Annotated in this window: 11 protein-coding genes; all 11 read right to left on the reverse strand. The window is 59.3% G+C overall.

The window, feature by feature from the left end; translation table 11 throughout:
- A partial coding sequence (locus tag FDG13_RS07835; RefSeq protein ID WP_180126468.1) for a methyl-accepting chemotaxis protein occupies window positions 1–1,453 on the reverse strand: 1,453 nt, incomplete at its 3' end.
- Between the two features lie 41 nt (window positions 1,454–1,494).
- Window positions 1,495–3,669, reverse strand: a complete 2,175-nt coding sequence (locus FDG13_RS07840; protein ID WP_180126470.1) for a chemotaxis protein CheA — start codon at window positions 3,667–3,669, stop codon at window positions 1,495–1,497.
- A 1-nt stretch (window position 3,670) separates the two neighbouring features.
- On the reverse strand, window positions 3,671–3,982 hold the full coding sequence (locus FDG13_RS07845) for a lipid asymmetry maintenance protein MlaB (RefSeq protein ID WP_180126473.1): 312 nt from the start codon (window positions 3,980–3,982) through the stop codon (window positions 3,671–3,673).
- Complete coding sequence (locus tag FDG13_RS07850) at window positions 3,979–4,347, reverse strand: response regulator (RefSeq protein ID WP_078363460.1); 369 nt, start codon at window positions 4,345–4,347, stop codon at window positions 3,979–3,981. The genes FDG13_RS07845 and FDG13_RS07850 overlap by 4 nt, the downstream gene beginning before the upstream one ends.
- Window positions 4,348–4,357: 10 nt before the next feature.
- On the reverse strand, window positions 4,358–5,506 hold the full coding sequence (locus FDG13_RS21295) for a methyl-accepting chemotaxis protein (RefSeq protein ID WP_180126475.1): 1,149 nt from the start codon (window positions 5,504–5,506) through the stop codon (window positions 4,358–4,360).
- Complete coding sequence (locus FDG13_RS07860) at window positions 5,503–5,889, reverse strand: response regulator transcription factor (RefSeq protein WP_180126477.1); 387 nt, start codon at window positions 5,887–5,889, stop codon at window positions 5,503–5,505. Before FDG13_RS07860 ends, FDG13_RS21295 begins: the two co-directional genes overlap by 4 nt.
- A 132-nt stretch (window positions 5,890–6,021) precedes the next feature.
- On the reverse strand, window positions 6,022–8,715 hold the full coding sequence (locus FDG13_RS07865) for a PAS domain S-box protein (protein ID WP_180126479.1): 2,694 nt from the start codon (window positions 8,713–8,715) through the stop codon (window positions 6,022–6,024).
- A gap of 20 nt (window positions 8,716–8,735) precedes the next feature.
- Complete coding sequence (locus FDG13_RS07870; RefSeq protein WP_255435161.1) at window positions 8,736–10,889, reverse strand: bifunctional diguanylate cyclase/phosphodiesterase; 2,154 nt, start codon at window positions 10,887–10,889, stop codon at window positions 8,736–8,738.
- A 196-nt stretch (window positions 10,890–11,085) separates the two neighbouring features.
- On the reverse strand, window positions 11,086–11,733 hold the full coding sequence (locus FDG13_RS07875) for a response regulator transcription factor (RefSeq protein WP_180126481.1): 648 nt from the start codon (window positions 11,731–11,733) through the stop codon (window positions 11,086–11,088).
- The gene (locus FDG13_RS07880; protein ID WP_180126483.1) at window positions 11,730–12,815 is read right to left on the reverse strand and encodes a response regulator; all 1,086 of its coding nucleotides are present in this window, start codon (window positions 12,813–12,815) and stop codon (window positions 11,730–11,732) included. Before FDG13_RS07880 ends, FDG13_RS07875 begins: the two co-directional genes overlap by 4 nt.
- A 19-nt stretch (window positions 12,816–12,834) precedes the next feature.
- Window positions 12,835–14,424 (reverse strand): polyphosphate:AMP phosphotransferase, encoded by a 1,590-nt coding sequence (gene pap, locus FDG13_RS07885; RefSeq protein ID WP_180126486.1) that lies wholly within the window; start codon window positions 14,422–14,424, stop codon window positions 12,835–12,837.
- Window positions 14,425–14,552 lie beyond the last annotated feature (128 nt).

A 14,552-nucleotide genomic window follows, 5' to 3' on the forward strand; every position in this document is an offset into this window, starting at 1 on the left:
GTTTGCGCACCTCAGCTGCCACCACCGCAAAACCTTTGCCGTGTTCACCGGCACGGGCGGCCTCAATCGCCGCATTCAAAGCCAGCAGGTTGGTTTGCGCGGCAATGTCGTCGATGATGCCGATCTTCTTGGCGATCTGTTTCATGGCGTCAACGGTGGCGTTGACGGCTTCACCACCATCAGAAGCGTCTTTGGCGGCTTTGCTGGCCATGACGTCGGTGACCTTGGCGTTTTCGGTGTTTTGCGCGATGCTGGCGGTCATCTGCTCAATGCTGGCGCTGGTTTCCTCGACACCTGCAGCTTGTTCGCTGGCGGCTTGGCTCAGGCTTTGCGCGGTAGCGCTAACCTCTTCTGCGGCGCTGGCCAAGGCTTGGGCACCGTTGTTCACATCCGTCACCACTTGCGCCAGTTTGGCCGAGGTGTTGTTGGTGTAATCCTTGAGCACACCAAATGAGCCTTCATACGGTTTGTCGATTTTTTGCGTCAAGTCACCTTCCGACAAAGCCCCCATGACCCGTACCACATCGTTGATGCTGTCACCTGTGACTGTGACCAATTTATTGAGGTCTTCGCCCATTTTTTTCTGGAAGCCCTGCAAGCCATTCAGATCAATACGCGACTCAAAATTGCCATGGTTGGCGGCCTCCACCAGCTTGTTCTGGCCATCAATCACCTGCGTCAGTTTGCTGACCATGTTGCCCATGGCCTGCAACATCTGGCCGGTTTCGTCCTGGGTCGGATTGTTGATGCGCACCGACAAGTCACCGTCTGCCAAGCTATTGGCTACCGACAGGGCTTGGTTCACAGGCCGTGTGATGGAGCGGGTCAGCACCCAGGCGATCAAAGCCCCCAGCACAATGGCCACGGCGGCCAGTATCAGCATGGTCTTGAAGGCTGTCTGATAGTCTTGGTGGGCTTGGTCAAACGCTGCCCGACTCTCTTCATTCTGCAGATCGACGTCTTCCTGAATCAGGTCTTGCCATTTCTGTGCAGCCGGTGCGGCCTGGGTGACCAACAGTTTCACAGCCTCGTCACGGTGCCCGGCCATGGCCAGCTCAAGCACCTTGTTGGTCAAGGGGCGGGCCACATCGGCGGCAGCCTTCATGCTGGCACGCAGGGCTTTGCCTTTCTCAGTGACCGGCAGTTTCTCGGTGGCCACCAGCGCTGCACCATACTTGGTTCGGGCGACCTCGATTTGTTTCATCTCGGCAGCCATGGCGGTCGGGTCCTCCAGCAAGATGATGGTGCGCGTGGTTCGGGTCACCACATGGATCGAGTTGGCCACCACATTGCTGTATTCGGTCTTGGCCATGTTGATGTTGACAATGTCATCGAGCCGCTGCTGCACATTGGACATGCCGCCGACACCCACAAAAGCGATGGTGGCCATCAAGACCAGCACCACCACAAAACCCAGCGCCAAACGCAGACCAATTTTCATGTTTGCAAACATCTCAAACTCCCTTGAAAAACTGAACGGACAAAAAAGCCGACTCACCCACCAACAACACGTTCAGGCGAGGCCTGACCATTCTTGTCAATGGCCTGACGCACCAGCGATGGCACGTCCAGAATCAAGGCCACTTCCCCACTGCCCAAAATGGTGGAGCCACTGATACAACGACTTTGGGCAAACATTTGCCCCAGTGGTTTGATCACCGTCTGGAATTCACCGAGCAAGGTGTCCACCACCAGCCCGGCCTTTTGCCCGGCAAACTTGAGCACCACAATGTTTTCACCCTTGGCGGGTGTGCCCGGCACCGAGAACAGCTCACGGATGCGAATGAAGGGCAAAACCTCGCCGCGCAGGTTGGTGTAGTCATGGCCTGGTTCGGCGCTGTAGGCCACACACTCTTCGATCATGTCCAGCGGAATCGCATACACCGTCTTGTCCACACCCACCAGGAAACCATCGATGATCGCCAAGGTCAGCGGCAGGCGTACCGTGACTGTGGTGCCCACACCCTCGGTGCTGCTGATGCCCACGGTGCCGCGCAGCGCCGTGATGTTGCGCTTGACCACATCCAGCCCCACACCGCGACCCGAGAGGTTGGTCACTTTGTCGGCGGTAGAAAAACCAGGCTCGAAAATCAGCCCAAACACCTCTTCGTCGCTGAGGTGGTGGTTCACATCCACCAAACCGCGCTCGATGGCTTTGGCCAGAATTTTGTCGCGCTTTAAACCACCACCGTCATCTTCAACACTGATGACGATGGCGCCCGAGTCGTGGTAGGCGTTGAGCTTCAGAATGCCTTGTGCCGGTTTGCCTGCGGCAGCTCGCAGCTCGGCAGCCTCAATACCGTGGTCCATAGAGTTGCGTACCAGGTGCATCAGCGGGTCACCAATTTTCTCGACCACGGTTTTGTCAAGCTCGGTGTCTTCGCCGGCAATCACCAGGGCAATGTCTTTACCAAGCTCGCGTGACACATCGTGCACCACCCGCTGGAAGCGGTTGAAGGTGGCACCAATACGCACCATGCGCAACTGCAGGGCACTGTCGCGCACCTCTTCGACCAGCGTGGCCAACTTCGAGGTAGCCTCAGTGAGCTCGATCACCCGGGAGCGGTGTGCAATCGTGTTGACGCTGGCACCAGCGATGATCAACTCACCCACCAGGTTGATCAACTTGTCAAGCTTGTCGGCATCAATACGGATGGAGCGGCTCTCGGAGCCGCCCGTGTCTTTGACTTGTTTTTGCTTGCTCAAGGCAGCATCCAGCACCTCGGCTTGTATCGAACCCTGTTCGACCAGAATGCTGCCAATCGGCTTGCCGGGCACATCCACCTGGGTGTCGAGTGCCATGTCCAACTCTTGTGCAGTGAGTGTGCCGCAGCGCATCAGCATCTCACCCAGCCGGGCGACCTCGCCCTCCTGCTGGTTGATCAGATTGACGTACTCGGAGATGTGGCTGTGTGGCGGCAGGATCACCAAGCGGCAGTCGTCACGCACAAATTCAAACACCCGTTCAATGGCTGCCTTGTCCACCTCGGACTGGAAGGCCAGCTCAAACCCCAGGTAACACAATTCGGGGTCAAACTGATCGGCGTCCGGCAGGGCGTCATTCAGGGTCTCCACCGCCAGCACCTGGCCCATGGTATTCAGATAACGAATGAACGACAGAGGGTCCATGCCATTACGCAACACATCCGGCCCGAAGCGCAGAGAGATATGCCAGTGGTCGGCGTCGGCCATGTCCCCCCTGGGGTGCTGCAAGGGCTCGGTGGCTGCGGCAGGCCCCTGGCGCTTGAGTCCTTCTGCAGAACTTTCTGACTGGCCAAGCCCCAAATGGGCGCGAAGCTGCAACACCAGAGGTTCACCCTGCGCCAACAACTCAGGACCCGCCACCAGCTGCCCGGCGGCCAAACCGTCCATCAAGGCACCAATGTGGTCACAGCAAGCCAGCAACAGCACCACCAGTTTGTCGGACAAAACCATCTTGCCCGCGCGCACCTTGTCCAGCACACTCTCCACCACATGGGTGAATGCCACCACCTGGTCCAGGCTGAATAACCCGCTGGAGCCTTTGATGGTGTGTGCGGCGCGGAAGATGGCGTTGACCATCTCGGTCTTGTCGTCGGCACCCTCAATCGCCAGCAAGGCGGCCTCCATGTCTTCCAGCAGCTCACGGCTTTCGACAATGAACAGCTCCAGTGCGTCATCCATGTCCATGTCAGCTCCTTGTGCCAACCGCAGAGGCAGGCAAATTCGTCACCATATGGTCATCAAAATAGGCTGCCACATTGAGCAACTCAATCACATCCAGCACCGCCGGACTGTGGCCGGTCAAGTTCAGCTCACGTCCTTGCGCCAGTGCGGCCTTTTTGGCCAACATCAGCAACTGCAAACCGGCGGTGTCCAACTCGGTCACAGCGGAGAGATCAATCTCGGTGACAGCCACTGCGTCCAGCAGCACGGGCTTGAGCTCCGCAGCGCGGAAGATGGTGAGCTCACCCTCCATCTTCAGGACGGTGGGCGCACTCATGGCAGGCACAACCTTTGTACGGCATCGACCAGCCGCTCTGGCTGAAACGGCTTGACCACCCAAGCTCGGGCACCGGCTGACTGGCCTTCGCGTTTTTTGGACTCGTCTGACTCGGTGGTCAACATGATCACCGGGGTGAACTTGTAAGCGGGCATTTGCTTGACCGACTTCAGGAAAGTGATGCCGTCCATGTTGGGCATGTTCACATCGCTGATGATCAGGTGCACCTTTTGCCCGGTCAGTTTGGCCAGGGCATCCCGGCCGTCTGCCCCTTCGAGCACGTCGTAACCCGCGCCCTTGAGCGCAATACTGACCACCCGTCGCATGGAGGCGGAGTCGTCAACAATCATGATGGTCTTGGCCATGGTATTTCCTCTAGAAAAAACTGATGTCGGTGGCGTTGCTCTGAACCACCTTGCCCCCGGCATGGATGACGTGTTGATCCGCCATCACATAGGTCTTTTTCATCTCGACCAAGGTGTCCTGCGCGTTGTGGGCGGTCAACACACCGGTCTGGGCATACGCCAACTGGGTTTCTTGCAACACCGCCGGCAGGCGTTCAATGTTTTTGATGACCTGAGTCAGGATCTGGCTCACCCGATCCTGAAACTGCAGCTGCACCAAGGCCTCGTTCACCTCGGACTGGATGCTCAGACTCTCACCTTGCAACACATCACGGGACCTCTGAAATGCCTCGGTGATGCCTTTGAAGTCGGTGATCACGCGGTCAATGGTGGCGTGGGCCGATTCGAGCGAGCCGTCTTCTGCCACCACCGACTCACGCACGGTGCTGCAGGTGTCCACAATCGCGGTACTGATCACTTTGACTTTCTCTGCAATTTTGCGCCCGGTCTCGCCCGACTGGTTGGACAACATGCGAAACTCTTTGGCCACCACCGCAAAACCACGCCCCAGGTCACCGGCCCGGGCAGCCTCAATCGCGGCGTTGAGCGCCAGCAGATTGGTTTGCTGGGCAATACGGGCCACATCGGCCGCCATGTCTTGCATTTCGACCACAAAACGGTCCAGTTGCTGCACCTTGTCCAACATCTGCTCCATGTTGCCCATGGAAGCTTTCTGCACCTCAATCAAGGCACTCAGGTCCTGCTGGGCTTTGGCAAACAGGGCGAGCAGGCCCCCCCCACCTTCCATGCCATCGGTTTCTTGCGTCGCCGTGCGCAAAGCCACATCGAGCTTGTCAACAATGCCACCAAAGCGTTCAGACAAGGCATTAACGGCCACCTCCATTTGTGCGCGAGATGACTCAATGTGGCCGTTCCAGACCGGCACCACATCCGCGCTGTAGGCGGTCTGTCCGACCAGATAGTCGGCAACCGCCTGATGCAGGGCCGCCTCCTTTTGCACCAACAGCCAAGTGATGAGGCCACCACCGGCCAACAGCAAACCGGCCAGCGCTACGGACAACAGGCTGGCTTGGCCAACCCACAACAGCGCCAGCACAGCCAACCCACCCCAGACCAGCGGAAGATACTTGTGTGCACCTTGAGTTGGCAAACGTGTCATGAAGTTCCCCCCTTTGGCGAGGCTGCCAGGCCCGCAAGGATAGGCAGCAGCTCGTTCACAAAATTAGACTTGCTCACCAACCCCAGGCTGCCCAGGGATTCGGCCGCAAGGCGGTAAGACTCGTTGTCATGCATCGACAAAAACAACACCTGCGGCGCACGCGGCCACGCTTGCATGGCTTTGGCCACCTCCAGCCCACTCAGGCCTGGCATCACGATGTCAAGCAGCACCAGATCCGGTTGCAGCTGCTGTGCCAGCGCCAGCGCTTGAACACCGTCATGCGCCTCAGCCAGAACGCTGGTATTGGGTACAAGTTTGAGTGATTTTTTGACCGATGCCAAAAAAGTCAAGTTATCGTCTACCAACAAAATCTGCAACGTCATAAAAGGCTCCGCTGCAGGTAGGCAACAGGCACCCGCATGCTGTAAAGCGCTGGTGCCAGTGTCATAGCCAGATGATTCAACATGAGCAGTAATGTAGAGACAGCCGCAACCAGGCGGTATCAGTACAACACCCTAGTCTGGCGGGGAAAACACCTGAACGAAAAACACCACAGAAAATGCGGCACCAGGCCCGGAGTCAATCGTAAGCTGGCCACCGAGCTGGCGGGCCAGGTCAGACACCAGCTGCAGGCCCAGTGACAAAGCACGGCGCGCCTCAAAGTCTGGCGATAGCCCAACCCCGGTGTCAGACACCGACAAACACCACCAGCCCGCACGATCCGCAGGCTGCAGGCTCACCGTCACCTGCCCGGTCTGGCCGTGCACAAAAGCATGTTTGAGGCAGTTCGACAACAACTCGTTGACCAGCAGGCCACAAGGAGTGGCCTGGTCCATGCCAACATGCACCTCGGCCAACGCCAACACCAGCCGGACATCACCGACCACCCCGGCCTGACTCCGAAACGCCTGCGTAGCCAGCTGCCGCAGGTAGGCGCCCAGCTCAACTGAGGCAAAGGTACCAGACCGGTACAGGCTCTCGTGCAACAAGGCCATGCTGTAGATGCGGCCCTGCATGTCCTTGAGCACAGCCCGGGTGTGGGGTTCATCGCTGCGACCCGCCTCCAAGCGCAGCAGGCTGGTGATGATCTGCAAGTTGTTCTTGACCCGGTGATGCACCTCGTGCAACAAGGCCACCTTGTCTTTGAGCGAGGCTTGTAGCGCCAGATCCGCCTGTTTGCGCTGGGTGATGTTGTCCTTGATGGCCACGTAATGGCTGGTCTGCCCCTGGGCATCCAGGACCGGGGCGATCACCGCGTGTTCAATAAGCAGCTCACCACTTTTTGTACGGTTATGAAGTTCACCCTGCCACACACCGCCCCGACACAGGGTGTCCCACAAGGCCACAAACACCTCGGGTGGTGTGTGCCCGGAATGCAAGATGCGCTGGTTCTTGCCAAGCACTTCCTCCAGGCTGTAACCCGTCAGACGACTGAAAGTGGGGTTGACGTAGAGAATGTTGGCACTCAGATCGGTGATCACAATCGACACCGGCGCCTGCTCCACCGAGCGCGACAGCTGGCGCAGCCGGTCATCGGCCGCTTTGCGATCGGTGATGTCGGTGATGAACCCATGCCACTGGGTCGAGCCATCCGCCAGCCGCTCAGGCAAGGAGTCACCAAATAACCAGCGCACCGTGCCGTCGTCGAACTTGACGCGGTACTCCTGCTGCCAGGGCTTCAGGTGCAGGGCCGATTGCTGAATGGAGTCAATGACGTGTTGCTGATCCGCTGGATGGTGTCTGGCAAAAAGCACAGAAGCGTCGGCCTGGGCTTCTTGTGGACTCACCCGGTAAATGTCGGTGATGGCGTCGCTGACAAAAGGCACGGTGGCGCTGCCATCGGGTCGCTGAACAAACTGGTAGACCATGCCCGGCACACTGTTGGCCAGTTTTTGCAAACGGCGCAAAGCGTCGTCGCGGGCGCCACTGGCCTGGCGCTGCCCGGTGATGTCCAGAGCGATCCAGAGGGAGGTGCCATCTGTGTTGGCGAGCAGGGAACCACTCAACTCAACCCACATGCTGGATCCGTCGCGGCGGACAAACAGCGTCTGCGTGCGATAGATGTTGCCAGCCTTCAAGATGCCGTAGGCCTCTTCACCAAATCGTTGGTAGTCCTGCTCGCTGGCGTAATAACGGCGCATGTTTGTACCCGCCATCTCACCCGCCCCATAACCCAGCATGCGTTCAATGGCCGGATTGACCCAGACCAACACCCTGTTGTGCACCTTGGCAATACCCACCATCTCATTGTCGAGCATGGCTTTTTGCTCTGCCAATGCGCGCTCCAGGCTCAGCCGGGTCTGGTCCAGAGTAACAACCGACTCCCACAGCGAGCGGGTTTTTGCCCGCACCTTCTGACGCAATGTCACATTCCACGCCACCAGCAGCAGCGTGAACACACCCACCACCAACGCGGCATGTGCGGCGTAACGTGCATACGGGGATACCAGCACATCAGCCACGCTGGCACCCAACCATTTGCGATCAATCTGGTGCAACTCCTCCTCGCTGATGCGATCAAATCCAGCCTGGACCTGGGCCAGCAAAGCGGTATTCCCCCGGTGGACGGCCCAGTGCAACTCCCCCTCTGCTATCGGCTGGGAAAAGCGGAAACTGTCGGCCAGATTCCGGTGGTTCAACAGATACGCAGCAGCGGGCATGTCCATACAAAAGACCCGCACCTCGCCAGCCTCGGCCGCTGTGACCAGGTCTGAATAGCTGGGGTACCGCTTGACCGAGTCGACCCCGTTGGACTGCAACAGGTCGAAACAGGCACCACCGTCCATGGCTCCTACCGTGAACCCACGTGCCGAGCTGACATCCACCAAACCGCTGATGCTGTGGTGAAAAAACAAGGCCACTTTGACCCGTGCATAGGGTTTGCCAAAGTCATACAGCTTCTCGCGCTCAGCCGTTTTGAACGGTGTGTCGATCACATCGGCCAAGTCCGCCTCCATGATGCGCTGGGCCTGCGCCCAGTGGTTGGCCTGAAGTTTGACCACGATGCCGGTGCGCGCCTGCCACAGCGCCCAGCGGTCTTTCAAAATGCCTTGCAGTTCGCCCTTGGCGTCACGAAAGAGGTAAGGTGGATAGTCGTCGTTGACCACCACGGTGATCGACTCGGGGGCCAGCGCAGACGCCGCCTGGGCATGGGCAAACCCCAGCCAGGCACACATCAAGACCAACAGAAAATGTCTCAAATGACTCATCAAACAATAGCTATCAGCCCTTATTCCATAAGGGCTTGAGGCTCATTTCTCATGGAATCTTCAAGAACTAGCAGGGCCTCGGGCGGCATCGGTCGGCCAAACAGATAGCCCTGGAAAGCGTCACAGCCGATGCCTGCCAGGAAATCAAGCTGGCCCGGTGTCTCCACCCCCTCGGCAATCACCTGCATGCCCAGGTTGTGGCCCAGTGCCACGATGGTCTGGCAGATCATCGCGTCATCCGGGTCCGCCAGCAAATCACGCACAAAAGACTGGTCGATCTTGAGCTGGTTCATCGGCAGGCGTTTCAAGTGGGTGAGTGAGGAATAGCCGGTGCCAAAGTCGTCCAGCGAGAAACTCACCCCCAGGTCCTGGATGCGGCGCATTTTGTCGATCACTTGGGGCAGGTCGTCGATCAGCATGCTCTCGGTGAGTTCCAGTTTGAGCCGGCCTGCATCGATGCCATTGCGTGCCACCGCCTGCGCCACGGTCTGGACAAAATCAGCCTGCGCAAACTGCAGGGCGCTGACATTGACCGCCATCGTCCAGTTTGCAGTGCGTGGCTGCGCAGCCCACAACTTGAGTTGCTGGCAGGCTGCATCCAACACCCAATCGCCCAGCGGCAGGATCAGGCCAGTGTCTTCTGCCACCTCAATAAACTGACCGGGCATCATCAAGCCGCAGACAGGGTGTTGCCAACGCACCAGCGCCTCCACACCCCGGGGTGTGCCGCGTGCATCCACCTGCAGCTGGTAGTGCAGCACAAATTCCTGCTGTCCCAAGCCGCGCTGGATGTCTTTCTCCAACGCCATGCGGGCTACCGCCAAGGCCTGCATGTCCGGGTCAAAAAACCGCACGGTTTTGCGCCCGGCCGATTTCGCCTGGTACATGGCGGCATCGGCCATTTTGAGCAGCTCATCAAAACCACCGGCGTGTTTGTCAAACATCACAATGCCCAAACTGGCCGAGCTGAGGTAGGGGCGACTCAGCAAGGCATAGGGCTGGTTCAGCGCGTGCAGGATCTTTTGCGCCACAGCCTCGGCATGGATGGCTGCAGGCTGGCCAATCACACCCAGGTCTTCGAGCAAAACCATGAACTCGTCACCGCCCAGGTGTGCCACGGTGTCCTCTTCGCGCACACAGACCAGCAGCCGCGAACCCACCTGACGCAGCAGTTCATCACCAAACGCGGGGCCCAGTGTGTCGTTGACCCGCCGGAAATGGTCCAGATCGAGCAGGATCAGGGCACCACGTTGTCCGGAGCGCGCGGCCGAGACAACCGCCTGCTGCAGACGGTCCAGCAAACGCCTGCGGTTGGGCAGGCCGGTGAGCTCGTCATAAAAAGCCAGGGTCTGGATAGTTTGTTCTGCCTGGCGATGTGTGCTCATGTCCGACACGATCACGACGTAAGACAACTGGTCTGCCACAACAATGCGCGACACCGTGATCTGCAGCGGGAAGCTGCGGCCATCCTTGCGCAGGCCGTCGACCTCACGCTCATGGCAGATCACCCGGTTCACCACCTCTGAGGCATCTTGCTGCATGAACTGGCTGTGGCTGTCACGCCAACTCTCGGGGATCAGCATGGCCAGGTTCTGACCCACCAACTCGTCGGCCGTGTAACCAAAAATTTCACAGGCACCCCGATTGCAGGACGCCACCATACCCAACGGCCCCACGGTCAACACCCCACTGGCCAGATTGTCCAGAATGACCCGGTTGCGCAGCGCCGTGTCTTTTTCGCGCAAGTCCATCTGGTGTTTGTAAAGCGCCATCTGCAGCACGGTGTGTAACTCACGCTCGGTAAAGGGCTTGAGGATGTAGCCATAGGGCTCGGCCAGCATGGCCCTCTCCAGGATGTCGTCGGCAGCGAAGGCACTCAAAAACACCACCGGCAAGGCATGGGTGTCACGGATGGTTTGGGCAGCGGTGATGCCATCCATACCGGCGCCCAGGCCGATGTCCATCAGCACCAGGTCCGGCTGTAATTGCTGGGTCAGCTGCAGGCTCTCCAGGCCGCTGGCGGCCTCCCCCACCACCTGGTAACCCAGGATCTCCAGCTGCTGGCGGATGTCACGCCGGATGATGGCCTCATCTTCAACAATCAGCAGTCGCACCGGCCCCATCCGCCGTGTGGACGAACCAAGGGGTCGGGCAAAGTCGGAGGATGTGAGCATGCCCAAAGATACTTGCAAAAGCCCACCTGCGGCATCCGGCAAACACCTGAGTCTGTCAGATGAAACACCTGATCCACCCGGCTGAGCCGGCCAAAGAAGCTCGGTCAAACGAACAACAGTTGGACTGTTGGGCGAACAGTCAGTCCTGAATTCATAGCTGTATGCCCTTTATATATAAGGGCCAGAGGCATTTTTTTTAGATGGTGAGCAAACCCAGCTTCAGGGCGTAACGCACCAGGCCGGTGACCTCGTGCACATCGAGCTGGCGCATCAGACCGGTGCGGTGCGTCTCGATGGTTTTGATCGACAGGTCCAGCCGACGCGCAATCTCCTTGGTGCTCAAGCCCTCGGCAATCAGTTGCAGCACCTCGCGCTGACGCGGCGACAACTGCTCGCCGGTTTGGTCGTCTTCACGCAAGCGGTGCACATAATCGGCCAGCACCCCTTTGGAGACCGTCGGACTCAGGTAGGTCTCACCGCGCAAGACAGCGGTCACGGCCAGCTCCAGCTCCATCGGCGCTGCGTCTTTGAGCAAATAGGCCACCGCACCGTGGCGCAGGGCGCGGCGCACGTACTCCTCACTCTGGTGCATCGACAAAATCATCACCCGGATATCGGGCATGGACTTGACCAGGCGCGCGGTGGCTTCCAGTCCGTTGAGACCGGGCATGGCGATGTCCATCAGCACCAGATGGGGCTTGAGTTCCTCCGCCAGTGCCAGCACGGCCAGGCCGTCACCGGCCTCACCGACCACAGTGACGCCGGGCATGGTTTCGAGCAACTTGCTCAGGCCCGCCCGCACCAGGGCGTGGTCATCGGCCAACAGGACGCGGGTGGCGCTCACAAACGCTCCTCCTGGCTGCGCCAGGGGCAACGCAGCGCCACCGTGCTGCCCTGGCCGGGCCAAGAACGGATGTCCAACTGCCCCCCCACCAGGGTTGCCCGCTCCTGCATACCCAGCACACCGAGGCTGGCGCCGGTGGTGGCACGCTCCTGCATGGCCACGGTGTCAAAGCCCAGCCCATCGTCGGTCACGGTCAGCACCATCTCACCGGCCTCGTGACACAAATTGATCTGCACCTTGCTGGCCTGGGCATGGCGGGTGATGTTGGTCAAGGCCTCCTGAACAATGCGAAAACAGGCGGTTTCGATCGCGGGCGCCAGGCGCTCCAGCGCGCGATCATGGTGAAACTGCACCTCAAAGCCGCTGCGGCTGGCACTTTGCTCGGCCATCCATTTCAAAGCGGGTGCCAACCCCAAGTCATCGAGCATCGACGGTCGCAGACCGGTTGCCAGCGAACGCACCTGCTGCAGCGCGTCTTCCACAATGCGGATGTTCTCCTGGTACAGGTCGGGGGGCGCCTGGTCCTTGAAGCGTTCACCGAGTTGCAGGTTGATCTTGATGGCGGTGAGTGACTGGCCCAGCTCGTCGTGCAACTCCATGGCCACACGTCGGCGTTCCTGCTCCTGCGCCTCCAGCACCCGGTGCGACAGGGCTTGCAGCTGTCGGGTGGTGGTCAGCAGCCGGGTTTCAGCCTGGTGTTTGTACAGCGCCATGGCCAGCACGGTGTTGAGTTCACGCTCCGAAAAAGGCTTCAGGATGTAGCCAAACGGCTCGGTGAGTTTGGCCCGCTCCAGAATGTCGTCGGCCGCGTAAGCAGTCAGAAAAACCACGGGAATGGCATACGCTTCGCGCAGTGTGTGTGCCGTGGTGATGCCGTCCATCTCACCGGCCAGCTGGATGTCCATCAACACCAGGTCAGGCCGCCACCTGTCAGCCAGTGTGATCGCCTCTTCACCCAGCGCAGTCGAGCCCACCACCACATAACCCATGGCCTGTACCTGCAGGCTGATGTCACGCGCCACAATGGCCTCGTCTTCCACAATCAGGATCTTGGACGGCTTTTTGGGTGACGGGTCGTTCATGGGTGAGAGGGTGTGATTCTTAATTTTCGCGTGCAGGTGGCTTTTTGGCGGACACAGACTTGGCTATTTTGGCCGATTTGTTTGACTTTGTAACAAACTGTTGCTCTGCGGCACGTTGTGGATGTGCAGGATGCTGTAATGCCGCCTCCAGGCGTTGGCACAAAGTGCGCAAAATCTTGACCCGGGCGTAGTTCTTGTCATTGGCCTCAACCAGCGTCCAGGGCGACTCTCCGGTGCTGGTGCGCTCCACCATGTCACAGATGGCTTGCTGGTAGTCGTGCCACTTTTCGCGGTTGCGCCAGTCTTCCTGGGTGATCTTGAAACGTTTGAAGGCGACTTTTTCGCGGTCCTTGAAACGTTTGAGCTGCTCGGCCTGGCTGATTTGCAGCCAGAACTTCACCACGATCACACCGGCGTCGATCAGCTCGTGTTCAAAGTCGTTGATCTCACCATAAGCGCGCAGCCAGTCGGCCTCGCTGCAGAAGCCCTCCACCCGCTCCACCAGCACCCGGCCATACCAGGTGCGGTCAAAAATGGCGACATGGCCCTGGCGTGGCAGGTTGCGCCAAAAGCGCCACAGGTGCGGTTGCGCCTTTTCTTCATCGGTGGGTGCGGCCACCGGCGTCACCTGGTATTGGCGCGCGTCCATCGCCGCCGCAATACGGCGGATGGCCCCGCCTTTGCCTGCGGCGTCAGCCCCCTCAAACGCACACACCAGAGAACGGTTTTTGAAACGCGCATCACGCAACAGCTCAGACAGCTTGCCCTGCCAGCGCGCCAACTCGTCTTTGTAGGGTTTGTCAGCGAGTGCCAGGCTCAGGTCCAACTCGGACAGGACAGTGCGGCCATCCAAGTCAATACGAACCATCGGCGCCACCGTGGCACGCGGCGGCTCGGTCTCGGCCAGCTTTTTCTGGATCGCAGACAGCAACACCTGGCCCACGGTCAGGGACCGATACCGATCATCGGTGCCCTCCACCACCACCCAGGGTGCTGCGGCCGTGTTGGTGACACGCAGCAAATGGCCTGCCACCTCCTGCAACTGGTCATAGGTTTTCAGCCGGTCCCAGTTCCATGGGGTGACTCGCCAGGCGGTGCGCGGATCGCTGGACAAGGCTTTGAGGCGCTGTTTTTGCCCCTCTTTGGTCAGGTGGAACCAGAACTTGAGCACCAGCGCACCCTCGTTGACCAGCATCTCCTCAAAGCGGTTGATCTGCTCGGCCCGTGCATCGAGTTCCTTGATCGATATCTCGCCCTGGATGCGTTCGCGGATCGGGTCGGAATACCACGAGCCCGCAAACATGCCAATGCGCCCCTTCGGTGGCAGGCTGCGCCAATAACGCCACATCGGTGGGCGCTCACGCTCCTCATCACTGGGTTCTGAGAACGCCAGCGTGGACATAAAACGGGGGTCCATCCACTCATAGAGCACGTTGATGGTTTCACCCTTGCCGGCACCGTCCTGGCCGCTGATCAGCACCACCACCGGCGTTTTGCGTTGCTCAAACAGATTCACCTGCGCATCCAGCAAGGCCGCTCGCAATCCTGGCACGGCAGCGCGGTAAACGGACTTTGACAGCTGGTGCCCGATTTCGGCAAATTCAAACATAGGAGGCTTTCAAAAAGGAGGTGTGGCCGGTGCAGCAGCCTGATGCCGTGTGGTGGTCATCACAGTCTGCCTGGCTGAGACCGTTGGCTCACACAACACACCTGACGCAACAGGGGGTCAATTTTTCT

It is taken from the genome of Rhodoferax sp. BLA1 (assembly GCF_013416775.1).
GTDB lineage: Bacteria > Pseudomonadota > Gammaproteobacteria > Burkholderiales > Burkholderiaceae_C > Rhodoferax.